Here is a 24,124-nt window from a genome sequence, read left to right as displayed (position 1 = left end):
GGGGGAAGGGAGCGGACATGGAACCCTCAGCGCGCGCGAGCGCGGTGCTCCGTACCGCCTCCGTCCTCGGCACCCTCGTCCTGCTCGTCGGATGCGGCGCCCGGGGGGACGCCGCCGGCGGTGCGGAGGGAGGCGGGGCGGGCGGGACGGACGGTCAGCAGGAGCCGGGCGGACAGGACGGCTCCGCCGCTACCGACCCCGGCCGGCCCGGGGACGTCGCCACGGGCCTGGAGGTGCCGTGGGGGCTGGCCTTCCTCCCCGACGGCTCGGCCCTGGTCGCCCAGCGCGACTCGGCGGAGGTCGTCCGCGTGTCCCCCGACGGTTCGGTCGCCGGCGTCGGCACCGTCGAGGGAACCGCACCGGACGGCGAGGGCGGTCTGTTGGGGCTGGCCGTGGACCCGGGCTTCCCCGGGGAACCGTACGTGTACGCCTACCACACCACAGACTCCGACAACCGGATCAGCCGGTTGGAGTACGACCCCGAGAACGGGGACGGGGGCTTCGGGGAGACCGAGGTCATCCTCGACGGCATCCCCTCCGCCTCCCACCACAACGGCGGCCGGATCGGGTTCGGCCCCGACGGCCTGCTGTACGTCGGCACCGGGGACGCGGGTCGGGAGGGCCTGTCCCAGGACACCGACTCGCTGGGCGGCAAGATCCTGCGGATCACCACCGACGGGGACCCGGCGCCGGACAACCCCTTCGGCAACCCCGTCCACAGCTACGGCCACCGCAACGTCCAGGGCCTGGCGTGGGACGACGAGGGGAACCTGTACGCCACCGAGTTCGGCCAGAACGAGTTCGACGAGGTCAACCTGATCGAACCGGGCGGCAACTACGGCTGGCCCGAGGTGGAGGGCGCCGGAGGAGGCGACGAGTACGTCGACCCCCTGCTGACGTGGAGACCCGCGGAGGCCTCGCCCAGCGGCGCGGCGGTCGCGGGCGGCTCCCTGTGGGTGGCGGCGCTGCGCGGAGAACGCCTGTGGGAGGTGCCGCTCACCGGTGACGGCGGGGTGGGCGAGCCCGTGGACCGCTACCAGGGGGAGTACGGCCGCCTGCGCACGGTGGTGGCCGCTCCCGGCGGCGATGAACTGTGGCTGACCACCAGCGATCTCGACGGGGTGGGGGAGCCGGCCGAGGGGGACGACCGCGTCCTGCGGGTGCCCCTGGAGTAGCCGCCCCCTGAACCGGTGCCTGCCAACCCGTCGTCCCGCACTGGCGCTCCGGAGGGATTCCACGTCTCTGACCAGTACAAAAGGGAGTGCCAGGGGTAAACTTCCGTTTTCGCGCCCCCCTCGCGGGCACGGGCCGGACATGTCCCCATCAGACTTACCAGGTAAGGCGCGGCGCTCGGCGAAGGACGCCCACGCGGCGGGCCGACGCGCGGGGCGCCAGGCGGCCCACAGCAGCTGGCTGCGCGGACTCGCGGGCGTGGGCTTCGCCGCCACGGGCCTGCTCTACCTCATCATCGGTTACCTCGCCCTGCGCATCGCCTTCGGAGAAAGCGGCGGGGAGGAGGCGAGCAACAGCGGTGCCCTCCAGCTCGTCGCCCAGAACACCGGCGGCATGCTGCTGCTCTGGGTCGCGGCGGCGGGCCTGGTGGCCCTCACCGTGTGGCAGGCGGTCTACGCCGCGGTGGGCCTGGAGAAGGCCACCAGGCGCGTCGCCTCCGGGGCCCGCGCGGTGGTCTACGCCGCGCTGGCCTCCAGCATCGCGGGCCTCCTGCTGGGACAGGGCTCGCCCGAGTCCCAGGACAGCCGGTCGGAGGCGCTGACGGCCCAGGTCATGGCGCTGCCCTTCGGCCGGTTCGTCGTCGGCGCGGTGGGCTGCGGCGTGATCGCCGTGGGCCTCCACCAGATCTGGAAGGCGGTGACCCGCCGCTTCACGCAGGAGCTGGCGCTCGGCGCGCTCCCGCCGCGCCGGCGCAGGGCGGTCGTCACCGTCGGCGTGCTCGGCATCGGCACCCAGGGCCTGGTCCTGGCCGCCGCAGGCGTCTTCTTCCTCCGGGCCGCGATCGCCTTCGACAAGGACCAGGCGGAGGGGCTGGACGGCACGCTGCGGGCCTTCTCCCAGACCCCGGCCGGACCCTGGGCCCTCGTGGCCGTCGCCCTGGGCGTCGCCGTCTACGGCGCCTACTGCTTCTGCCAGGCGCGCTGGCAGCGCTGAACCTCCCTCTCCTCCCCGGGAATGACGGACGGGGCCCCACGCTCTCCTGAGGGGCCCCGTCCTCCAAGGGGGTCTTACGGCGTGGGCGGGCGCGCCGTCGTCGCCCCGCCCGCGGTTCAGCTACAGACCGAACCGTTGAGGGTGAACCTCGCGGGCACGGCGTTCGCCCCGGACGTCAGGGTGCCGATGAAGCCGAACGTCACCTCTTCGCCGGGGTCGATGGTCCCGTTCCAGTCCGCGTTCACGGCGGTCACCGCGTGCCCGGCCTGCTCCAGCGCGCCGCTCCAGTGGCGCTCCACGGTCTGACCGCCGGGGAAGGACCACACCAGCTCCCAGCCCGTCACGGGCTCGTCACCCGTGTTGCGGACGGTCACCTGGGTGTTGAAGCGGTCGTGCCACTCGCCGTGGACCACGTAGTCGACCTCGCAGGAGGACCCGGCGGGCAGGGAGGCGTCGCCCTGGTCGGCGACGAACCCGGACACCCAGGCCAGCGTGGAGTTCCAGTTGATGGTCAGCTCGTTGGTCGCCCACGACTCGATGTCGTCGATGTAGCAGAACTGGGGGGCGCACCCGTCCAGGTTGGCCCGGGCCACGGGGTCCCAGGTGCCGGTGTCGGAGTTGGGCCCGCCGGACAGGGTTCCCTCGGGCGGGTTGGGCAGGCTCGGGTCGAGCTGGTGGGCGTACCAGCGGCTGTGCTGGTTGACCGCGTCGTTCTCGCCGTACCCGGTCACGTACGACTGGTTGAGGGCGTTGCGTCCCAGGACGTAGTCCATGCCCTCCAGGACCGCGTCGCGGAAGCGCGTGTCCCCGCCGATGTCGTAGGCGCTGGCCATCACCACCATGTTGTTGAGCACGAGGTTGTTGGAGCCCCAGGCGAAGACCCCGCCCTCGGGGTCGTAGGCCAGCCCGTAGGCGTGCTCCGAGGCGTCGGCCAGGTACTGCCCGGCCCCCTCCACGACGGAGGCGCGGACCTCGTCGCGGCCGTCGAGGCCGCTCGGCACGGTGGCGAGCTGGAGGCGGCCCAGCGGGGCGGTCCAGCGCCAGTCGAACCCGGCGGAGGTGAACACGTCGGCGGTGTGCAGCTCGGAGGAGACCACCGCCTCCTCGTAGTCCCCGTGCCCGGTCGCCAGGTACAGTTCCGCGGCGGCCCAGTAGAACTCGTCGGCCACGTTGTCGTCGTCGTAGGCTCCGCCGCCCTCGCCGCCGACGGTCGCGTAGCGCTCGGGTTCGGCCACCGCGGCCTCCCAGGCGGTCTCGGCCGCCTCCAGGCAGGTCGCGGCGAACCCGGAGTCGTAGGGGGCGAACACCCGGGAGCACTGGGCGGCGGTCGCGGCCAGGTTCAGCGTGGCCGCCGTCGACGGCGGGTGCAGGTAGCGGGGCTGGGAGTCCTCGGAGGGCAGCAGCGGCAGGCCGGTCCAGCGCTCGTCGTGGACCTTGTGGTGGGCCATCCCCGCGAGTTCCTCGCCCTCGGGGACCTGCATGGACAGCAGGAACTCCATCTCCCAGCGTGCCTCGTCCAGGACGTCGGGCACGCCGTTGTCCCGCTCGGGGACGGACAGGGTGGAGTCGGCGACCCGGGCGGGGTTTCCGGTGGGCGCGGTGTGCGCGCGCTCGTAGACGCTCATCAGCTGGTGGACGGAGATGCCGCCGTTCACCACGTACTTGCCGTGGTCACCCGCGTCGTACCAGCCGCCGGACACGTCGAGCGAGTAGTCGCACGGTGCGGAGGGGTGGCAGGTGACGTCGGTGTCGCCCTGGTTGGGCTCCACGCCGACGTGCCCGGCCTCGCGTCCGTACCCGGGGGCGAGCTCGTCGAGGATCTCGGTGCCGCTGCGCTGGGTGTAGTAGAAGTCCAGGGCGTCCGTGGCCAGGGCGGCGTAGGGGGCGGCGGTGATCCCGAAGGGGTGGCTGGTCTCGCCGTCGGCGGTCAGGGTGTAGCCCTCACCCGTTCCGGTGAAGTCGCTGAAGTCGACGGTGTGCACGTTCTGACCGGAGGACTCGTCCAGGCCGTACGGCACGGTGCCGCCCTCGGCCACGACCGCGCCCTCGGCGTCGGCCAGCCGCCAGGGCAGGGACTCCTCGGCGTCGGTGACCACGGTGGCGTTCTTGGGGCCCTGCGGAAGGTAGCCGACCTGGTTGACGCGGACGCGCGGACCGGTGTCGGGTTCGTAGACGGGGGGTTCGGCGCCGCCGAGCAGCGACACGTCGTCCAGGCAGAACGTCCAGTCCTCCTCGGACCCGCCGATCTGGAAGGCGAGCTGGGCGTCGGCCATCTCGGCGGACGCGGTGAAGACGTACTCGTAGCCGGTCGCCGTCGGCGTGAGCACGGGGCGCTCGTCCAGTTCGGTGCGCCAGGGGTCGACGGGCTCCTGGACCAGCGCGCGGACGGGCAGGCCGTCGGCGCCGGAGGCGGTGAACGTGAGGGAGTAGGACTCCCCGGCCACGAGGGGGATGTCGTTCTGGCCGACGATCTGGTCCCACGGGTTGCTGGTGCCGCCGGGGACCGCGACGCACAGGGCTTCGTCGTCGCTGACGGCGAGGTCGATCCCCTCGGTCGCCCACCAGCCGGTGGTGCCGTCGGCGAAGTCGCCGTTGGTGATCTGTTCGACCGGCTCGTCGTCGGCCTGGACGGGGGAGGCGACGAGGAGGCTCGTGCCGAGCGCGACTGCGGCGCCGAGCGCCACCGCGCTGTTTCTTCGTGCCGGACTCACGGGGGTCCTTCCGCTGGGGGGTAAGCGGCCGGAAGCACTGGGAGCGCTCCCAATAGTATGACCATTGTTGTGGCGCGTATCACAGGTGTCAATGGGGGCAAACGCGCGAACCAGCGGGCGGCGGAAGGAGCCCGGGGCGGGCAGGCGGCGGCGAGGGGAGGCCCCGCGGCTGGGGGAGCGGAGGCGGAGGCAGGCAGCGGCGGGGGGCGGACCCGCGACAGGGGAGCGGACGGGCGAGCGGGTCCGGACCGGGAGGGCCGGACCCGCTACCGGCGTCAGTCCTTGAGCAGGCCCTGCGCGACGACCTCCTCGACCAGGGCGCGGCGCACCTCGTCGGCGTCGCCCGTGTGACCCAGGTGGCCGGTGGCGGCGCGCAGCTGCGCGCGGACCGCCTCCACCACGGCGTCGCTGCGCAGCGCCTCGGCGACGGGGGCCGCCTCGACGGCCTCCTTCCACTTGCGCAGGGTGTCCAGCCGACCGCGGTCGACGGCCTCGCGGGTGATGTGGAACAGGGCGTCGATGTTTTGCTGGTAGGCGTCGGCGTCGGTGAGGTCGACGTCGATGACCTCCACCGGCTTGTTGCCGCCGTCACCGTCGGGGCGCAGGTGGTAGACCTTCCAGAGGCGGCCGTTGGTGAGGATCACCCACTCGGCGCCCTCGTCGACGGCCAGGCGGCGGGACACCTGGATGTTGCGCTGGTCGAGCTCCTGGCCGACCCGGCGCACCTCCACCGGCGCGAACAGCTTGCCGTCCAGCATGATCGCGTAGTCGATCGAGTCCCCGCTGGTCCGGTACTCGGTGGTCATGTCCTGGTACTTGCTGAAGTTCAGTCCGACGCTGAAGAAGTCGGCGACGAGCATGCGGGTGTCGCCGTCGTTGGCGTCGCGCTCCAGCAGGTCGGACAGCGGCCCGGAGAGGCGGTCGACCGCCGCCGCGACCCGGCCCTGTACCGAGGTCTCCCAGCTCAGGGTGGTGCTGGTGAACTCACCCGTCCTGGCCATGACCTGGGTGTCTTCAGCGTCCATGAACATCCGTTCCCGTGTGTGTCGAGGAGCCCCGCCGTACGGCCTTCGCCGGGACCGGAGGAGCGGGTTGCAGGGGGGAGGAATCCGGCCATGATGTTACAGCTCACCCCGCTGACCGGGCACCTCCGGGACTTCGGGGGCGAGGGGAGCGCGGCTCCGGCGGAGCGCGGTTCCGGGCCGGACCGGTGGGCGCGGGGCGCTGATCTGGGCGCTGATCGGGGAGCCTCCGAACGGCGCGGCGGCGCCCGCGCACGGCGACCGGCCATCCCGCGTTCCGTGGGAGTGGGACGGATGGGACGGAAGGAACAACAGACATGTTGCGGTACTAGACTGGCGCGGCTCTCGAACCCCCCTGTAGAACAGGAAAACGTTGGCTTCCCGCTGCCCCTACGCCGAACTCCACGCCCCCGAGTTCCACGCCGATCCGCACGACGTCTACACGCGGATGGCCAAGGAACACGGCTCCGTCTTCCCCGCCGAGATCTCCCCCGGGATCAGCGCATGGGTGGTCGCCGACTACGCGCTCATCACGGCCTGGTGCAGGGACACCCGCACCTTCCGGCGCGACTCCCGGCTCTGGCTCGACTGGTCCGAGGGGCGCGTCCCCGACGACGCCCCCGTGGCCGCGATGATGGCCTACCGCCCCAATCTGCTCTTCGCCGACGACGACGCCCACGCCCGCCTCAAGCGGTCGGTGGTCGACTCCCTGGGCCGGGTGCCCGAGAGCCGTGTCGGCGAGAGCACCCGCCGCCACGCCGACAGCCTCATCGACGCCTTCGTCGAACGCGGCAGCGCGGACCTGGTGTCCGAGTACGCCCGCCTGCTGCCGCTGCTGGTGATCTGCGACCTCTTCGGCTTCTCGCGCGACGTCGGCGAGCGCGTCCTGACCTCGCTCATCGACCTGTGGGACGGCAACGACGTCGTGCGGGCCAACGCCGAGTACGAGCGGGCCCTGTCCGACGCGATCTCGCAGAAGCACGCGACGCCGGGGGAGGACGTCACCACCTGGCTGCTCCAGCACCGGGCGGGGCTCACCGACGAGGAGATGCTGCACCAGCTGGTCGTGACCATCGGCGCCGGCGCCGAGCCGACCGCCAACCTCATCACGGCCGCCACGCACACGATCCTGACCGACCCCGAGGTGAACCGGGCCCTCAACGGCGCCCTGGTCGGGATCGACGAGGTGGTCGAGCAGGTCCTGTGGCGCGAGCCGCCCATCACCAACTACCCGGTCCTCTACCCCGTGCGCGACGTCGAGATCAGCGGCGGACGGAGCATCCGCAAGGGGGAGCCCATCCTCCTCGGCTACGCCGCGGCCCACACCGCGATGGCCGAGAACGGGCCCGACATCGAACACGTCACCCGCGCCCACCTGGCCTTCGGGGTCGGCCCGCACCGCTGCCCGGCCCACGGGTTCGCCCAGACCATGGCCCAGGTCGGAGTGGAGGTCCTCACCAAGCGCCTGCGCGGCCTGCGCGTGACCGACCCGGCCCCGCGCTGGCGCGTCTCCCCGTTCGCACGGGCCCTGGCCGAACTCCCCGTGGAATTTCCGCCCGACTCCCCGAAGGGAACACCGCGATGGCAGCAGACATCCCCGTCCTCCGCCCCTACGACCTCCACCGACAGACAGCCGGACTCCGGGACCGCGGCCCCGTCGTCGAGGTTGAGATCACTGGTGGCGTGGTTGTTCGGGCGCTGACCGGCCACGACGTCGTCATGGAGGCCCTCGCGCACCCCGGCGTGCGCAAGGAGGCGCGGCACTGGCGGGCGTGGGCGCAGGGCGAGATCCCCATGGACTGGCCGCTGATCTCCTGGGTGGCCCCGGACAACATGCTCACCGCGGACGGCGACCGCCACCGGCGTCTGCGGACCCTGGTCTCGCAGGCGTTCACCCCGCGCCGGGTGGAGGAGCTGCGCCCGAGGATCACCGAGATCACCGCCGAACTGCTCGACGACCTCGCGGCGGCGGGGCCGGGACCGGTGGACCTCAAGGCGGCGCTGTCGCTGCCGCTGCCCATGACGGTCATCTCCGAGCTCTTCGGGGTCGGGGCGGAGCACCGCGGCACACTGCACACCCTGATGCGCCGGGTCTTCGACGCGACCACCACGCCGGAGGTGGCCGCCCGGACCAACGCCGACATGCAGACCTTCCTCGCGGAGCTGGCCGAGAGCAAGTCCCGCGAGCCGGGCGACGACCTCACCAGCGCTCTGCTCCAGGCGCGGGCCGAGGGCGACGAGCGGCTCTCCCACACCGAACTGGTGTGGACGCTGATCCTCATGATCGGTGCGGGCTACGAGACCACGATGAACCTCATCACCAACGCCGTGCACGCGCTGCTCACCCACCCGGACCAGCTGGAGCTGGTGCGGTCCGGCGGCGCCTCCTGGGCCGACGCGGTGGAGGAGACCCTGCGCTGGGACGCCAGCATCCAGTACCTGCCGCTGCGCTACACGGCCGAGGACGTCACCCTCGCGGGCACGCACGTGCCCGCGGGGGAGGCGCTGCTCATGGGCTTCGGCGCGGCGGGGCGCGACCCCGGGCGCCACGGCGACGACGCGCACGCCTTCGACCTCCGGAGGGAGCAGCGGGGACACCTGGCCTTCTCACACGGTCCGCACTTCTGCCTGGGCGCGGGGCTGGCCCGGCTGGAGGGCGTGACCGCGCTGGAGGCGCTCTTCACGCGCTTCCCGGACCTGCGCCTGGCCGAGGGGGCGGAGGTGGAGGAGTCCCCGTCCATCGTGGCGAGCGGTCGGACCGCGCTCCCCGTCGTCTGGGGCTGAGGGAGCCGGGGGCCGGGGCCGTCCGGTCCGAGGGACCGGCTTCGGCCCCGGGCCGGGTGCGGTCCCCCGGCCGCACGCGCGGGCGAACGCGGGAGCGGGTTCCGCCCCGGGGCCGTGCCCGGCTCAGGAGCCGTGACCGGATCCGGTTCCGGACACGGGAGCGGCACCGGGCCCGGAAAGCATGTTCCGCAGGCGGAACTCCCGCGGGCTCAGACCCCGCAACCGTTTGAAGGCCGTGCTGAACGAGGACGGGTCGGCGTAGCCCACGGCCCCGGCCACCTTGGCCACGCTCAGGTCGGGGTCCGACAGCAGCTCCTCGGCGGTGTACATGCGCCACTCGGTCAGGTAGCCCAGGGGCGACTGGCCCATGACCTCGGTGAAGCGCTTGGCGAAGAGCGCGCGCGACACCCCCGCCCTGGCGGCCAGCGCGCCCACCGTCCACGCCTCGTGCGGACGCCGGTGGACGGCCTCCAGCGCGGGGCCGGTCACCGGGTCCACGGCCCCCCGGTACCAGGCGGGGGCGTCGGCGCCCTCCTGCTCGAACCAGCAGGCCAGGCTGCACACCAGCCCCATGTCCACGACGCGGTCGACCAGGGCCTGGCCGCCCGGGAGGTGCCGCCGGGACAGGGCGTCCTTCGCCGCGTCGAGCCAGAAGACGTTCTCGGGCTGCTCCTCGTTGAGGACCAGCGTGGGCGGCAGGGTGCGCAGCAGCCGCTCGTGGCGGCTCCGGGTGGCCCGGTAGGCGGCGACGATGAGGGTGGTGGCGCCCTCGGGGGCCTCGCTGGGAAGGCCGTCGTTCGAGGCCCCGGCGGTCGGGAGGTCGGTGGCGGGGAGTCCGTCCCCCCGGAGGCCGTCGTGCCGGGGGAACGCGCCCGGGGGAGCGCCGTCCGGCCCGCACACGGGGTCCGGTTCGAGGCAGTCGATCTCGTGGTTCCGGTGTACGCGACGCGGCGAGGCGGGGTCGTCCGCGAGGTGGAAGGGGTCGGGGCCGCGTACCAGCGCGGTGTCGCCCGCGCCGATCCCGAGGGCGGTCCCGTCAGGCAGGATCACCGACCCGCCGCCGCTGATCACCGTCAGCATGGTCAGCGGCGCGCCGCCGGTGAAGCGGATCGTCCACGGCGGATCCAGCGAGGCCTGGCTGACGGAGGCGCCCGCGGAGCGGATTCCGCTGAGCATGTCACTCAAAGGGTCCATGGAGGCGAGTGTAGACGCACGCCAAAGAAACGCAGCTTTTCAGCTATGGAACGTCCACGCCTGTTGGTCTGTACTGGACTCATGAACCGAGAGCCCTTCGCACCCACCGAGCCCTCCGAAGCCCCCGCGTCGACCGGACGCACCGCGCTGGTCGTGGTCGCCCACCACCGCCCGGACTCCCTGACCGCCGCCGTGGCCGGACGGGTCGCCGCCCGCCTGGAGGCGGCCGGGTACCGCGTCGACCTGCTCGACCTGCACGCCGAGGGGTTCGACCCCCGCAACAGCGAGGCCGACGAGCCCGACTACGGCGACCGGGACAAGGTCTACTCCGACGAGGTGCACGCCCACATCCGCCGCGTCCACGCAGCCGATCTCATCGTCCCCGTGTTCCCCGTGTGGTGGTTCGGGCTGCCGGCCCTGCTCAAGGGCTGGATCGACCGGGTGTGGAACTACGGCCTCACGTACGGCCGCAGCAGGTCCCCCATGGCGGGGAAGCGGATGCTGTGGCTGGGCCTGGCCGGACTCACCGCGCGGGACCCGAACGCGGACCTGGTACTCAGCCTGCTCGACGGGCCCCTGCGCCGGGGGATCTCGGAGTTCTGCGGGATCTTCGAGGTCCACACGGCCGCGTTGTTCGACAGCGAGGCCCAGGACCTGTCCGGCGAGGCCCGGGAACACCACTACCGGGAGCTGTTCGCCGAGGCCGAGGCGGCGGTCGACAAGCTCGTCGCCGGATGAGCCGACCGCTTCCGAAGGGACCGCCCGGATTCCGTCCGGGAGGGCGCGGATCTTCGCGCGAGCCCCCGCCCGAGGGGGCGGCCGCGCACCCGGAGGGGCCGCCCCCGCGCTCGGCGGTGGGCGGCCCCCGGCCCGGAACGGCTCACTGCGGCCGCACGCGGTCAGGCGTTGGTACTGACCAGGTGCTCCACGAAGGAGCGGTAGTCGCGCAGGGCCACCCGCAGCGACTCGGTGTCCGTGCCCTCTCCCTCGTTCCACGCGGAGCGCAGCGCGGAGCGGCGCTCCTCGATCTCCGCGACCACGGCGTCGGCGACCTCCGCGGCCAGCGCGTCGGCCTCGCGTACGGCGCCGTGGGGATCGTCGACGAACCTGCCCTGCGTCGCGCTCCAGCGCTCCCGGACCCGTTCCAGCTTCGCGCCCTGCGACCGGGGCCCGTCCGCCGGGTCCGAGCGGTCCGCTCCGGTGCCCGGCTGCCCCGGCACCTGACCCGGCGCGGTTCCGGGGGCACCCGGCCGGGCGTGTCCAGAACCGGCGGTACCGGGGGCACCCGTGTATCCGGTGTCCGGGTCGCCGGTGCGTCCAGCGGGGCCGGTCCCGCGCCCGGGGTCGTTCACCTCGGCGTCGACGGTCACCGGCTCCGCGGTGCGGGGGCCGGTCCCGGGGCCGGGCGTCCGCGCCCGGTACTGCTCCGATTCGGTCTCCCGGCTCCTGCCGGGGCCGGGTACGCGTTCCACCATGTCGTCCGCCTTCTCGTGTCGTCGTCGGTTCCTCGGAGCGCCGCCGAGGCCGGTCACGGACCCGCCTCCGGTCCACTCCTCCGGCGCGGCTGCTCCACGGCGGTCCGCTCCGCGCTCGCGGCCGGAGCGGTGCGGTCGACCGGGGTCCGCTCCGTGCCCGGGGGCCGGGCCGTCGTGCCGTCAGCCGTCGGAAGGCCGCCCAGCAGGGACTCCACCAGGCCGCGGTAGGACACCAGCTCCTCGCGCAGGTGCTCGGTGCCGGTCTGGTCCGCCTCGGCGGGGCGCCCGGTGGCGTGCGCGCGGCGGAACCCGGTGACCGCGGCGGAGTGGTCCACCGACAGGTCGTCGAGGCGCTGGTCGAAGGCCGCGCCACCGTCGGCCGCGGACGCGGGGCCGGGGTAGCCGCGGTCCGCCATGATCGCCTCCACCAGTCCGCGGGCGTCGCGGACGGCGCGGACGGGATCGTCGACGAACTCCTGCTGCACCGCGGCCCACGTCTCGGTGTGCGCCACGCGCTGCTGGTCGCTCAGCTCGCGGAGCGCCATGTTGTCGCGGCGGCGGAGCCTCTCGGACAGGTCGTTCTCGGCGGCCGTCCTGTTGCCGTGGACCTCCACGGCGCGGTCGTACTCGGCGCCGAAACGCTTCTTCAGCCGGGCGGTGCGCCGGGCCGGGAGGATCGAGGACCGCGCGGCGATCGCGATTCCTCCGGCGATGACGACCACCACCACTAAGGCGATGATGACAATTATTCCGGTCTCCATTGGAGCACCTCCTGTCATATCGCACTGCCCCCCAAGGCCCACCCAAAACTTGGCCACGGTTCAGTCAGGTGCCCGTGGTGGGCGTACGCGCAGGTGAGAGGCGTTGCAGCGATATTACGAGAATATCACGGGAGATGGGGATTGCGGACTCCCCGCGGAGAGTGCGCCGGTGGCCGCCGCGCGGAGGGCCGGAGGGGGCGTCCTCAGCGGAATGCGTTCTCCCTTTCCGGGGAATTCCCGTTTCCGCCCTCCGTGGTGAAGGGGAATTCCACCGGGTTCCCGTGTGGGCGGGGATGTGCGCCGAGCCGCCGGACGTGGAACCCGGGTCCTGCGCGGAACCGGTCAGGGCGTGGCACGCGGAAGGGTGATCGTGACGACGGTGCCGGAGGGGCCGCTGTCGATCTCCACCTCGCCTCCCTGGGCCTCGACCAGGGAGCGCACGACCGACAGACCGAGCCCCGAGGTACGTCCCGATCCGGTGGCGCGGGTGGTGACGAACGGTTCGAACACGTGGGGGAGCACCTCGGCGCTGATCCCCGGGCCGTCGTCGGCCACGGTGAGGGTGACCGTGTCCTCTCCGCCGCGGGCGGTCACGGTGGCGCGGGTACCGGACGGGTTGTGGTCGACGGCGTTGGCGGTGAGGTTGGCCAGGCACTGCTCCAGGCGTGACTGGTCACCGAGCAGGACGTCCGGCGGCGGCTCCTCCAGGGTGACGGCGTCGGCGTGGGGCAGGGCGTCGAGCCGGGCCCGCACGTCGTGGAACAGGTCGGGCAGGAACACGGCCTCGACGCGGACGTCGATCTCGTCGCCGCCGCGGGCCACCGCCATGAGGTCCTCCAGCACGCGGCGCAGGCGGTCGAGTTCGGAGCCCACGACCGCCGCCTCCGCGGTACCCAGCAGCTCAAGGTGCCCCTCGGCGACGGAGAGCGGGGTGCGCACCTCGTGGGAGATCGCGGCCAGGTACCGGCGCCGGGTGCTGTCGGCCTGCTCGATGCGGGTCAGCATCTGGTTGATCTCGGTGGCCAGTTCGGCGATCTCGTCGCGGGTGGAGGGCACGGGGACGCGGGTGGCCAGGTCGGACGGCGAGATCGCCTTGGCGGCGTCGGAGACCTCCCGCACGGGGCGCAGGGTGCGCCGCACCACCAGCCACAGCACGACCCCTCCGCCGACGACGCCGATCGCCCCGGCGAGCCCGGCCCACAGCAGGACGGTGGCCGCGGTGTCGCGGGTGGAGTCGAGCGGGGCGGCGACGGTGACGACGGCCAGGGTGTCACCGGCGTCGTCGACGACCCGGGTGTCGAGCACCCGGAGCGGGCCCGCGTCGGTGTCGAGCGTGCGGATGGCCCCGGGCTCGGCCTCGGGGGCGTCGCCGCCGCGCATGAGGCCCGCGACGCGCGAGGGGCCCCCGGTGCTCTGCAGCCGCACGCCGTTGACGGTCACCAGCGTCACGTGGCGGGCCCCGCTGGGGCGGACGGCGAGCGCCTGGCGGGCGGCGCGCTCGGCCTCGGGCCCCGAGACCACGCCGTCGAGCCCGGCGGCGGCGGGCAGCCGTCCGTCGAGGGCGTCGCCGACCAGCGCCGACTCCTCGCGCAGCAGGCGGTCGATGTCGCCCAGGCCCGACACGCGCACCAGTTCGTAGGTGAGCAGGGCGACGCCGCCGATGACCAGGGCCATGACCAGCAGCGACCGCAGGACGACCCGGCCGGTGAGGCTCACCGCGGGCCGTCCCCGAGCCGGTATCCGGCGCCGCGGACCGTCTGGATGCGCTCGCCGCCGAGCTTGCGGCGCAGCTGGCTGACGTAGACCTCCACCACGTTGGAGGCGCCGTCGAAGTCGTAGCCCCAGACCCGGTCCAGCAGCTGGGGCCGGGAGAAGACCTGAGTCGGATGGCGGATGAGCACCTCCAGCAGCGCGAACTCGCGGGCGGACAGGTTGACGGTGCGTCCCTCCACCGAGGCGGTGCGCGCCCCGAGATCGAGCACCACGCCGCCCGCCGCCAGCACGTCGCCGCGTTCCTGGCCGCCGCCGCGCAGCCGGGCCCGCACACGGGCCAGCAGCTCGCTCACGCTGAACGGCTTGACCATGTAGTCGTCGGCCCCGGCGTCGAGGTTGGCGACCCGGTCGCTCACGGCGTCCTTGGCGGTGAGCACGATCACCGGCACCGAGGGGCGGCGCATGCGCAGCCGACGCAGCACCTCCTCACCCGGGATCCCCGGCAGCCCCAGGTCCAGGACGACGAGTTCGACGTCCGAGGACAGCGCCATCGTCAGCCCGTCGATCCCGTCGTCGGCGGCGAGCACCTGGTAACCGGCCGTCTCCAGCCCGCGCCGCACGAAGGAGACGATCCCCTCCTCGTCCTCCACCACCAGAATCGCCAAGGCCGTGCCCCTCCCCGTTCCCCCGTGTCGCCTACCACCGTGGCGGAGGCCCCTGAACCGTCCCTGAGCGCAACATGAAGAAGGCCCTCATGTCGACCTCATGCCGCCATCATCGGGCCGCCGCATGCTTGGGGGTACACAGACCTTCGAGCATGTGAGCAAGGGACCCGCGATGCAGACCAAGACCATCATCATCCTCTCCTCCTCCGTCGCCGCGGGGCTGCTGGCCGTGGGCACGGTCGGCTACGTGGTCACCGGCGACCCCGAGCAGGAGGTGGCCCCGATCGAGCTCACCGGTGTCACGGCCGGAGCCGACTCCGGGACGGGCGGGAACGGGCAGCCGCAGCAGAGCGAGCCCTCGACCCGGTCGGTCGACGGACTGGAACAGCTCGTGGGCGAGCTGCGCGCCGGGGACGACATCGACGACTGGTCCGTGTCCGGGGTCGAGGTCGACTTCGGTCCGGAGGAGTGGCTGCTGACCGACCCCGAACTCGAGGACTTCGACGGCAACGGCACCGTCGAGCCGCTCCTGGACGAGCTGCGCGGCCTGGAGGGCACCGAGGTCACCCTGGGCGTGCGCTACGAGGCCGACGACGACGGCGACGACGAGGGCGAGGAGCGCGACGACGCCGACGTGTTCACCGTCAACGGCGCGGACTTCCGCGACACCGACGGGGGACCCGCGCCCTGGCAGAACACCGACGAGCAGGCCGCGGCCGACCGCGAGACGGTCTCCGCCAACGCCGCCGCCGCGGTGGGCGAGGGCGCCACCACCGTCGACGTCGAGCGCCAGGACGAGGACGGCTGGGACGGCTGGGAGGCCGAGGTGCGCGGTGCCGACGGCCAGGAGTACGACGTCATCCTCGACGCCGCGGGCGAGGCCGTCGACGTGCGCGCCGAGGACTGACGGCCGCGAGACGTGTCCCGTGCGGGGAGCGTCGGGGGTCGGCGCCTCGGGCGCGGTCGGGACAGGCCGCGCCGGGGCCGACCCTTTCGCGCTTCCGGGGCGCCGCCCGGTAGGTGCCAGCGCCATCACCCTCGGCCACACCCGTGCCGTCCGGCTCGCGCGATCACTGGCTCAACAGGTCACCGCTGCTGTCGTCGACGTCGTCGACGACCACCTGGCGGGTGTCTCTGGAGTCGCGTTCGGTGCCCGGAGTGTGCCCGCGGTGGGGCGGAGCCGGGCCCGGGGCCCGGCTCCGCCGTGCTCTGCGGGGGGCTGCGTTAGCTGCAGTTGGCCCAGTTGGACCGACCGCCGGTGGCCAGCGTTCCCGTGGTTCCCCGGATGGCTCCCGAGTAGCGGACGCACACACCCGCGGCGGCCCTCGACGCGGCCGCGTAGTGGGAGTAGTCGCCGGTCTCATGGGCGCCGCTGCCGTTCTGGAGGTAGAGGGAGGCCCGGGTGTACGTGGGCGTGCCGTGGGTGGACCCGGTCTTGAGCGTGACCACGCAGTTCTGCCCGTAGGTGCTGCTCCACAGCAGGTACACCCTGCCGTAGGTGGCGCCGCCGGCGGTGGTGACGGGAGACGAGTGCAGGGTGCTGTAACTCCCGCTGATCCAGGCGCATCCGGCCGATGCTCTGGCGGCCTGGTCGAGGGTGTGCGCGGAGGCGGGTGCGGACAGTGCGAACAGGGTCGCGGCGGTCAGGGCTAAGGCTGCGCCGGCGCGGGCGAGGGTACGGCCAATGTTCTGGAACACGGAGTTTCCTTCCACAGGCAGGGGTTCGGAGCATCTTCTGTGCCCGGCGTGAGCCTAACTCCCATGCGGAGACAATTCACGGGAGTGGCCGGTAGCGGACACGTCGGGAAGCGATTTCCGTGTGCGGAGGATGGCCGAATGGAGGGTGAAATGTTCGCCGGGGTCGCAGGACCTGCGAAAAGGCGGGGTTTCCCTTGTCGCCGCGACGAGGGGGATAGGGAAGATTGGGTCACGGGCACCCTATGGGTTTCCTGTTGTCTCTGAGGTTTCTCATTGTGTCAGGGTGCGGATTCCTCTCTTCCGGTGGATCTTTTCCGGGGCGTCCGAAATCTGGAGATGTGCATGGGGAGAGTGGGCGTGCACCGAGCCTTTTTCACCCTGAAGATGCAGGTCACAGCCCCGTTCCGGTGTCCCCGAATTCCTCCTGAACGGCAAGAAGTCCCTGGTGGGCGGGTTTTCGACCAGGAATCCCCAGTTCACCAGGGGTTCTGTATGCTGTTCTGCCGTTCCGCGCTGCCGTTGTCACACCGCACCCTGAACCTGGCCGTCCGCACCAAAGGCCGCCCGGGTGTGGAAGCCCGCCGAGCGCATCAAGGCCTCAGGGCTGGTCGGTCTGGGCGATAAGGGATACGTGGGGTTGTCCGATGTGGTGTTCTGCCCGTTCAAGGGGCGCGGTAAGCCGCAGTGGAAAAGGACGCCGAATCCGCCCACGCCAAGCTCCGTCCGCCGTGTGAACGCGCGATCGCTCAGCTCAAGCAGTGGGACATTCTGTGCCGCCTACGCTGCTGCTCGCAATGGGCTGGCCAGGTCACCCGCGCCATGCTGGACTTTCAGCTCCGAGAAGCAGGATGAAAAGGCTCACCGATGCGCTGATGCGTTCGTGGCCGATGATCTGGACCAGGACTCCCCACGGCTTGTGGCTCGTGATCCTGACCCGCACGAGGTCTCCTGGAGCCGGGCCGGTCGTTTGACTGCCGGGGGAGCTGTCCGGCTCCGAGACCACTCGTGCGGTCCTTTCAACGGTTCGGTTCGGTGGGGCCTGTCCGGTTCACCTGATGAACCAGCTATACACCCCAACCACAGCGGAGGGTCGCCCCGGTTTCGGGCCGAGGTGCCCGGTGGCGCTGGCGTCAACTACCCATGACAACCGCATTCCGCTACCGGGTGCCTCGGGATCTGCGCACGTCATCAACCGATTTCGTCCAAACGGCAACTGTTCGTCCGCGGGCCGCGTCAAGATGCCAAGTAGCACGGCCGTTGGCCGCGCGAGGGACCGGGCGTCAGCCCGCAGCCCGAGCAGTGGCCGGAGGCCGCTGCGACAACGCTTGCGCTGTCGCCTTGTGGTCGGGGTGACCGGGGCCGGCAAGGGCTCGGTGATCTGGTCCACGGTCCGCGCCATGCTCCCCGCTTTGGCAGGCGGCACCGCACAGGTGTGGGCGATCGACCCCAAGCGCATGGAGTTGGCCTACGGGCGTGACCTGTTCGCGCACTACGCGGACAGCGGAGAATCCGCAGTGGCACTGCTGGAAAAGGCGGTGGCCTCGATGCAGGAGCGGGCCGAACGCTACGCGGGCAAACAGCGCTCGCACGTCCCGACCACCGATGACCCCTTCGTTGTGGTGCTGCTCGATGAGGTGGCGTTCCTGACCGCGTACCACCCGGATCGGGACGTGCGCCGTCGTGCGGAGAACGCGATCGCCACGCTGACCTCGCAGGGGCGTTCGGTCGGCTTCGCGGTCCTGGCGGCGTTACAGGACCCGCGCAAGGAGGTCATGAACCTGCGCAACCTCTTCCCGGACAAGGTCGCCCTGCGCCTGGACGAGGCGTCGCAGGTGGACATGGTCCTCGGCGAAGGTGCACGCGAACGGGGCGCGGAAGCCCACCTGATCGATCCGACCTTGCCGGGGTGGCCTACGTCCGCCTGGAAGGCTCCCCGGCCCCGGTGCGGGTACGGGCCGCCTACGTCTCGGACGAGGACATCACCGCTATGGCGGACAGCTAAGGCGTGGGTTCTTCTACTGAGGGGGAAGCGGCCTGATGAGCGCGTGCTTTGCGCTGGGATCGCATCCAAAAAGCCCAAACGAACAGAACCACGAAGTAGATGCCCAACCACACCAGGGCCGCTGTCTCACCCACGTAGGTCAGCAACACCATCCCGGTGAGGAAGGGAACGACGTAGGACAGAACGCCGTACCAGTGGTTCTTCGTCATGCGGAAAGCCTAGGACGAACCTGGTTCGTGTACGCGGCGGGGCGGTGGAGCTGATGCCGACGCCTACTGGTAAGTCCACCCGGGCCGAACGCCCCGAAATAAGTCAAGAACGATGCGGCACATGGCCCTACCGAGACCGCCACTGGGTCACATCAGGGTCTCCTGGCCTGCTTGGGTGTTGGGCCTGCTCATGGCCAGGCTGTAGCTGGGTTTGCGGTCCCTGGTGCTCTGCGGGAACTTGACCCCTGCGGCCACCAGTTCATTTGCGGTGATCAGCGGACCGGAGAGCACCCGCTCCAGAAGAGCGGCCTGGGCCTCTTCCAGTTCGGTGACGCGGCGCAACGCGGTGAGCAACTCGTTGAACTCGGTGATCCACTCCCGCGGCCAGATCTGAAGACGCAGCTCATCGAGTGGGCTGGTCTTCTTTCCCCCCGGGTTAGCCTTGCGGTAGGAGAACCACTTCTTGATGACGTTCATCCCGCCTACGTCATAGGCCCACATGCGTGCTGTGACCGGACCGAAGGAGCCTTGGCCGACGTGGAGGGTGCCTTCGCCGTCCGGGCTTTCGGTGTAGGAGAGCTTGTCCGGCAGGTCCTCGCCTATGGGGGTGAGGTTCTTGGGCCTCCTCGAGTCTGCGACATCGAAGGTGATTTCGTCTTTGGGCCGACCCGCTGCGGAGTCGGCGAAGGCTTCGCCATAAGTACAGGCCCAGACCAGTTCGCGCCCGATCTTTGCGGCTTCGTGCCACGCCTTGCCGTCAGCGGTCAGGGGGATGCGGACTCCTGGAGTGGTGAGCTCGGCGGTGAAGCGCTGGGTGAAGGCCGGGTGGGCGCTGACACCGGCGATGTAGGCGGCTAGGTCCTCGGCGGTCACGGGTATCCCAAGCCTGTCAGTGAGACAGCTAAGGAGGCGGGGTGCGGTGTTGTCTTCTCCGGAAGGGTGCAGCAGAGGCAGGATCCGGCCACCTTCGCTTCCCTTGAAGTGGTCCATGTCGGGGATGAGGGTGGAGAAGACCACCGCGGGGCCGGAACTGATGGGTTGGGAGTGCTGCTCATTGAGGAAGAGCTGATCAGGGGTCAGGCGACCTCGCCACAGATCAGGGCTAGGCCCATGAAAGAGTCGATTGTCCGGGATAACCCACTGCCGATCGAAGGAACGGTAAGCCACACGAACTGGTTCAGCCGCAGGCCCCTCCTCCTTCTCGATCGTTGACAAGTGGACAGGAAAACCAGGAAGAGGGCCCACCACCGTGTCGAGCTTCCTGTCACGGCTTTCCTTGAAGAGAACGCGCTTCCTCTCCCTGTCCTTCTCGTTCACGAGATGTTGCCAACGCTGTACCAGTAGCTGAGGGGAGGGGGAGTAGACCCAGGTCCGGTTAGGCTTCATCCCGGGCACGGTCCAGCAGAACAGGTCTCCCAGGGCCGGGTAGTCGTCCCAAGCCGACTCTGCCGCGGGCAGGAAGGGCGCTTCCGCATCGGTGCGCGTCCAGCTCCAGGAGCCGTACTCCAGGCTCAAGTTCGCGAGCTGGGCGTATTTGTCCTCCCGCCGTCCGGTGACCTCGGTGTAGCGGATCTGGGCCGGCACATTGGGGTCAGTGTCGGCGCGGCGCACGAAGATCGCTATGGCCAGAGGATGCTGCACGCCCGGGAAGATCCGGGTGGGCACGTCCGGGCGCATTCCCTCGGGGGAGACGTTGATGACCCACCCCTGCGAGCACGTCTTCCTCAGGTAACGGCGCATGCCCTTGAAACCAGGACCCTTGAGGTAGCCGCTGGTGGTGATGAAGCAGATCACGCCGTGCCGGTCCTGGTCGTGGGCCTCGAAGACCTTCCAGGAAGCCCAGGCCCAGAAGTAGACGTAGAGGTTCTTGAGCACGTATTCCAGACGCCCGTTGCCCTCCTTGCGGAAGAGCTCCAAAGGGGCGGGGCCAGCGGCGTTCTTGGAGCCCGACTCCACCCAGCCACCCAGCCCTTCGGCGCGCTCACGGTAGGGCGGGTTGCCGATGACCACGGTGACGGGGGTGTTGGACTTGATCCGGTTGGCCTGCTTGTGGGACTTGGACAATGCGGTCAGCCCCGGCAGGGCCACGGTTTCCTCGTAGGGGTCGTCCAGGGTGTTGGTCACGTGCAGACGCACACCTTCGGGGGGCAGACGCGCTTGGTGGCTCTTGAGTAGGTCCACCGCCCGCATCTCAGCGACGGTGTAGGGGCCCATCTGCAGTTCGAAGCCGATCAGGCGCCGGGCCAGGTCGCTGATGGAGGGCCCCACCGCGCCGGGACCCTGGTCCTGGGCGGCCCGACGTGCGGCGTGGTCGATGATGGCGTGCAGGTAGGTGCCGGTGCCCATTGCCGGGTCGACGGTGGTCACCGCGGGGGACAGGTAGCCTTCCGTAGCTCCCAGGTGGGTGGTCAGCACTTCTTCGGTGAGGCGGACCATGGTCTGGACGACTTCAATGGGCGTGTAGTAGGAGCCCGACTCCTTGCGCAGGTCGGGGTCGTAGACGCCCAGGAAGGACTCGTACAGGTGCAGGTAGGCGTCGTCGCGGTTGTCCCAGATGGGCTCCCAATCCACCGCGCCGATCACGCGGCGCAGCAGGTCCAGGGTGACCTGGAAGGCCTCCACGGCGCTTTCGGAGAGCAGTTTGAGCGCCTGGCTCATCAGCGAGTGGGCGCTTTTCTCTCCCAGCAGGCGGGCGATCTGGTAGGCGGGCAGCGCGGCGACGTCGATGCCTTCGGTGCGGGCCAGGAGCAGGGCGAAGGTCAGGGTCTGGGCGTAGCCGTCGGCGAAGATCTCATCGGTGGCGCTGGGAAAGAGCAGGTTGCGCCAACTCTTGGCGAGCAGGGAGAAGGGCTGGTCGTCGGGGTCGGCTCCGGTTTCAACGGCTCGGTGTTCGACGGCGAGCTGTTCCAGCACGGATTCGCGCAGGAGGCGGCACAGCGGGGCCACGGCGTGGACCAGTTGGTCGGCGGTGGTGATGGGCGGCGGGCTCCAGCGCAAAAACTCGCGCAGGAGGGGTTCGGCGCTCAGGTCCTGGGGGGACAGGTCTGCTCCGGCCGTGTACAGGTCCGGGGCGAAGGAAGCGGTGAGGGCCAGTTCTCCGCGATGGTAGAGCCGCCACTGGGTGCCGTTGGTGTAGAGCAGGTTGGGCAGGTCCCGCATCTGCTCCCACTGGCGTTTGTTGTGGCCGGTGAAGCACTCCGGGTCCAGGTTCTCACCTGGCTTTTTAAGCTCGACGTGGCCGGTGATCGCCCCGTCGACGCGGATTGCGAAGTCGGGGCGGGTTCGCGTCTGCTTCATACGTGCTTCGTCATGGGCTATGACCGAGAGCCCGAATTGCCCGCCGACCGCCACCAGGAATCGCTCGCTGGGGCCGCGGATCGCTGCCTCCGGTTGGCCTGCGCTTTCTTGCAGCTTCCGAGCGCACTGCGCGCCGAAGTCTGATATAGCACCCAGTAGCCACTTGGGCCCCACACGCCACCCCGCTCACACACCATATTGGGTCAGGAGCGGTCATTCTCTTACGAAACGAGAATTATTACCATAGTGCCATAGTGCGAGGTTTTCTGAGATGACAGGCATAAGGTCCTAAACTTCGCGTTGAGTGTTATATGTGGCTATCCAATGGTGGTGCTCAAAGTGACATTTTGGGACTTAGGGTTATTCTCGCAGTTCAGTGGCTGGTGTGTCTTCGGTGAGCTTCGTGAACAGGTGGTGGAGGCAGAGCTTGAATCCCGCTGCCTTCGGAGCACCGCAGTAGCGGCTGCCCGCCGAGGTCCCGTACTCGGTCTGCTCGTCACATTGGTCTGGGTGTAGGTATTGGTGAGGCACGTTCCTGTGCTGCACCTCAGGAACAGGCCCGTTGACGAATGCCTGTAGTTCCACTTCGTTCATATCGCCTCTTCGTGTTGGTGTGCCTGGGATCGGTGTGTGCGAGGCGAAGCCCTTCACCTGCCGATGCGGTGGGTGATGCCAGCTCTGTGCCGAGCACGGTGGTGGTGCTCGTGAGGGGCGATTGATCAGCCTCACTCTTTATTTTCGTTCACCAGTACGACAAATGCAGGCTGTAGTGCACCCATCGGCGTGTTTTGGTAGCACCTGGCCGTAGATCACACATCCAGCCCAGCTTCGCGGAACACCGTGAGCCCAGCCGCGAGCACAGGTGCCACATCACGGTAGTTTCGGGGCATGGACGGGACCAAGGACGGCCGGGGCCGCTGGGTGGTGCACAGCGAGCACACACTTTATGACAGTCCGTGGGTGCGGCTGGGTAAGGCCGACATCACCACACCCTCGGGCAACAGGTTCGAGCACCACACCGTGACTCTGCCCTCGGCCGCGGTGGTCGCGGTCCTGGACCGCACCGAAGAGCACGTGCTGATGAGTTATCGGCACCGGTTCGTGCCTGACGTGTGGGGCTGGGAGCTGCCCGGCGGGCTCTTGGACTCCGAGGAGACACCGGAACGGACCGCCGTTCGTGAAGCTCTGGAGGAGACCGGGCACCGGGTCGGTTCGGTGGAGCACGTGGCCACGTTCGAGCCGATGATCGGCACGGTCCGCAGCCCCCACCACGTCTTCGTTGGACGCGACGCTGAACTCGTCGCGGACCCGACCGAGTTCGACGAGGGCGTCTATGAGTGGGTGCCCCTGGCCAAGACCCGTGCCCTGATCGCTGAGGGGCGTGTGCAGAGCTCAGGCACCCTCATCGCCCTACTCCACCTGCTCGCCTCCTGACAGAGCCCGAGGTTCCAGTAACCGGGCCAGACGGGCGTGTTGGCGGACCGAACCGGAACGCTTCGACAGCTCGACGGCGCGTCGCGCCTGTCCACGGGCCTGGGTGAGGTCGCCGTAGGCGGCGTAGGCCATGGCCAGGTCGGTGCGCAGACCGGCCTCGGCGCGCCCCAGCCCGAGGTGCGCGATGTCCGCCAAAGCCCGGGTCAGGTCCTCGATCGCTTCGGGCGCACCGAGGCGTGCAAGGCAGTGGCCCCGCCAACGCAGCAGGTGAGTCTGGTCCAGCATGAGGAAGGGCAACGCGGGATCATCCGGCTGCTGGGGGAGAAGAGCGAAGGCCCGTTCCAAGGCCTTCTGGGACTCCACCTTCTGCCCCAGACAGGCGTGCACTTCTCCTTCGGCGGCCCACATCCACGAGCGCAGCAACGGGGGCAGCGACCCACCGCCGTCCTTGTGCGCGGCTCTGAGCACGGTGAGTGCTTCCGGTGCTTGGCCGCTGTCCAGCAGTACGTAGATCTGTTCGGCGCTCACGTGGGCCAGGGCCACGGGGTCACCGCTCTCGCGAGCCGCTGCCTTGGCGAGTTCGTAGTAGCGCCAGGACGTCGCCGCGCGTCCTGAGTCGAGGGCCTGCCATCCGGTCAGGGACGCTGCTTCGGCCAAGGCGCGGGCCAGGCCGCGCCTTGCGGCTCCCGGGATGGACTGGCGTAGCAACTCCTCCATCTGCTGGACATGGGCCTGGCTCTGCGCCAGGAGGTAGTGAGCGCCCAGTTTCCGGTCGATCAGGCGTAGGTTCTGCGTCTGCTCCTCGAACAGGCTGATGAGCGTCTGGTCGACGGAGGCGACTTCCAAGCGCTCCCGTACCTGGTGATTGTCTCGTGCCGGGTTTATTGGAGGCTCGGAACCAACGCTTCGCCTTCTGTTGCCCCGGCCTGCTGCCGGTAGAAGCCGTCCTCGAACTCCGCTGGCGGGACCAGACCGATCTCGCCGTGCAGACGG

18 protein-coding genes and 1 pseudogene are annotated in these 24,124 nt (G+C 70.4%); 8 read left to right on the top strand and 11 right to left on the bottom strand.

The window, feature by feature from the left end:
• The first annotated feature begins 17 nt into the window (after positions 1-17).
• Positions 18-1,175, top strand: coding sequence for a PQQ-dependent sugar dehydrogenase (locus tag HGB44_RS18390; protein ID WP_061083562.1), 1,158 nt, complete (start codon positions 18-20; stop codon positions 1,173-1,175).
• 139 nt (positions 1,176-1,314) lie between these two features.
• On the top strand, positions 1,315-2,166 hold the full coding sequence (locus HGB44_RS18385) for a DUF1206 domain-containing protein (protein WP_231972668.1): 852 nt from the start codon (positions 1,315-1,317) through the stop codon (positions 2,164-2,166).
• A gap of 116 nt (positions 2,167-2,282) precedes the next feature.
• Here the strand turns inward: HGB44_RS18385 and HGB44_RS18380 are convergent, their stop codons facing one another.
• Together HGB44_RS18380 and HGB44_RS18375 are read right to left on the bottom strand one after the other, a co-directional pair.
• Positions 2,283-4,877 (bottom strand): glycoside hydrolase family 9 protein, encoded by a 2,595-nt coding sequence (locus tag HGB44_RS18380; protein WP_061083564.1) that lies wholly within the window; start codon positions 4,875-4,877, stop codon positions 2,283-2,285.
• Between the two features lie 275 nt (positions 4,878-5,152).
• On the bottom strand, positions 5,153-5,902 hold the full coding sequence (locus tag HGB44_RS18375) for a hypothetical protein (protein WP_061083571.1): 750 nt from the start codon (positions 5,900-5,902) through the stop codon (positions 5,153-5,155).
• A gap of 370 nt (positions 5,903-6,272) precedes the next feature.
• Between HGB44_RS18375 and HGB44_RS18370 the strand changes: the two genes are divergently transcribed.
• A complete protein-coding gene (locus tag HGB44_RS18370) occupies positions 6,273-7,601 on the top strand; it encodes a cytochrome P450 family protein (protein ID WP_061083565.1) in 1,329 nt (442 codons plus the stop codon).
• Positions 7,583-8,683, top strand: coding sequence for a cytochrome P450 family protein (locus tag HGB44_RS18365; RefSeq protein ID WP_082768645.1), 1,101 nt, complete (start codon positions 7,583-7,585; stop codon positions 8,681-8,683). Before HGB44_RS18370 ends, HGB44_RS18365 begins: the two co-directional genes overlap by 19 nt.
• Positions 8,684-8,806: 123 nt before the next feature.
• Here HGB44_RS18365 and HGB44_RS18360 read toward each other — a convergent pair whose 3' ends face one another.
• Complete coding sequence (locus tag HGB44_RS18360) at positions 8,807-9,877, bottom strand: AraC family transcriptional regulator (protein WP_061083566.1); 1,071 nt, start codon at positions 9,875-9,877, stop codon at positions 8,807-8,809.
• 81 nt (positions 9,878-9,958) lie between these two features.
• Here HGB44_RS18360 and HGB44_RS18355 point away from each other — a divergent pair, with 81 nt between their 5' ends.
• Complete coding sequence (locus HGB44_RS18355; protein ID WP_061083567.1) at positions 9,959-10,615, top strand: NAD(P)H oxidoreductase; 657 nt, start codon at positions 9,959-9,961, stop codon at positions 10,613-10,615.
• Between the two features lie 161 nt (positions 10,616-10,776).
• Here the strand turns inward: HGB44_RS18355 and HGB44_RS18350 are convergent, their stop codons facing one another.
• From HGB44_RS18350 to HGB44_RS18335, 4 genes are all read right to left on the bottom strand, one after another.
• Entirely contained in the window at positions 10,777-11,352 is a 576-nt protein-coding gene (locus tag HGB44_RS18350) for a hypothetical protein (RefSeq protein WP_061083568.1), read from the bottom strand.
• Between the two features lie 53 nt (positions 11,353-11,405).
• Positions 11,406-12,113, bottom strand: a complete 708-nt coding sequence (locus HGB44_RS18345; RefSeq protein ID WP_061083569.1) for a hypothetical protein — start codon at positions 12,111-12,113, stop codon at positions 11,406-11,408.
• A gap of 342 nt (positions 12,114-12,455) precedes the next feature.
• On the bottom strand, positions 12,456-13,829 hold the full coding sequence (locus HGB44_RS18340; protein WP_061083570.1) for a sensor histidine kinase: 1,374 nt from the start codon (positions 13,827-13,829) through the stop codon (positions 12,456-12,458).
• Entirely contained in the window at positions 13,826-14,491 is a 666-nt protein-coding gene (locus HGB44_RS18335) for a response regulator transcription factor (protein WP_168444056.1), read from the bottom strand. The genes HGB44_RS18340 and HGB44_RS18335 overlap by 4 nt, the downstream gene beginning before the upstream one ends.
• A 172-nt stretch (positions 14,492-14,663) precedes the next feature.
• Between HGB44_RS18335 and HGB44_RS18330 the strand changes: the two genes are divergently transcribed.
• Positions 14,664-15,398 carry a PepSY domain-containing protein gene (locus tag HGB44_RS18330; protein WP_061083665.1) on the top strand — a complete coding sequence of 245 codons (735 nt, stop codon included), beginning with the start codon at positions 14,664-14,666 and terminating at the stop codon, positions 15,396-15,398.
• A gap of 317 nt (positions 15,399-15,715) precedes the next feature.
• On the opposite strand, the gene HGB44_RS18325 is transcribed toward HGB44_RS18330, so the two are convergent.
• On the bottom strand, positions 15,716-16,189 hold the full coding sequence (locus HGB44_RS18325) for a hypothetical protein (RefSeq protein WP_061083666.1): 474 nt from the start codon (positions 16,187-16,189) through the stop codon (positions 15,716-15,718).
• A 1,337-nt stretch (positions 16,190-17,526) separates the two neighbouring features.
• Between HGB44_RS18325 and HGB44_RS18315 the strand changes: the two are divergent.
• A pseudogene (locus HGB44_RS18315) lies at positions 17,527-18,191 on the top strand (cell division protein FtsK); the annotation flags it as partial.
• Here the strand turns inward: HGB44_RS18315 and HGB44_RS18310 are convergent.
• Entirely contained in the window at positions 18,188-18,400 is a 213-nt protein-coding gene (locus HGB44_RS18310) for a hypothetical protein (RefSeq protein WP_061083667.1), read from the bottom strand. The pseudogene HGB44_RS18315 and the gene HGB44_RS18310 sit on opposite strands and share 4 nt — an antisense overlap.
• Before the next feature lie 147 nt (positions 18,401-18,547).
• Entirely contained in the window at positions 18,548-21,697 is a 3,150-nt protein-coding gene (locus HGB44_RS18305) for a type ISP restriction/modification enzyme (protein WP_210751851.1), read from the bottom strand.
• Between the two features lie 888 nt (positions 21,698-22,585).
• On the opposite strand from HGB44_RS18305, the gene HGB44_RS18300 reads away from it, so the two are divergent.
• Entirely contained in the window at positions 22,586-23,131 is a 546-nt protein-coding gene (locus HGB44_RS18300) for an NUDIX hydrolase (protein WP_061083668.1), read from the top strand.
• On the opposite strand, the gene HGB44_RS18295 is transcribed toward HGB44_RS18300, so the two are convergent.
• Positions 23,108-23,977 (bottom strand): ATP-binding protein, encoded by an 870-nt coding sequence (locus HGB44_RS18295; protein WP_233458805.1) that lies wholly within the window; start codon positions 23,975-23,977, stop codon positions 23,108-23,110. The two genes, HGB44_RS18300 and HGB44_RS18295, sit on opposite strands and share 24 nt — an antisense overlap.
• Between the last annotated feature and the right edge of the window lie 147 nt (positions 23,978-24,124).

The organism is Nocardiopsis alborubida, assembly GCF_012396365.1.
GTDB classification, from domain to species: domain Bacteria; phylum Actinomycetota; class Actinomycetes; order Streptosporangiales; family Streptosporangiaceae; genus Nocardiopsis; species Nocardiopsis alborubida.
This window is presented reverse-complemented; position numbering and strand designations above follow the sequence as displayed.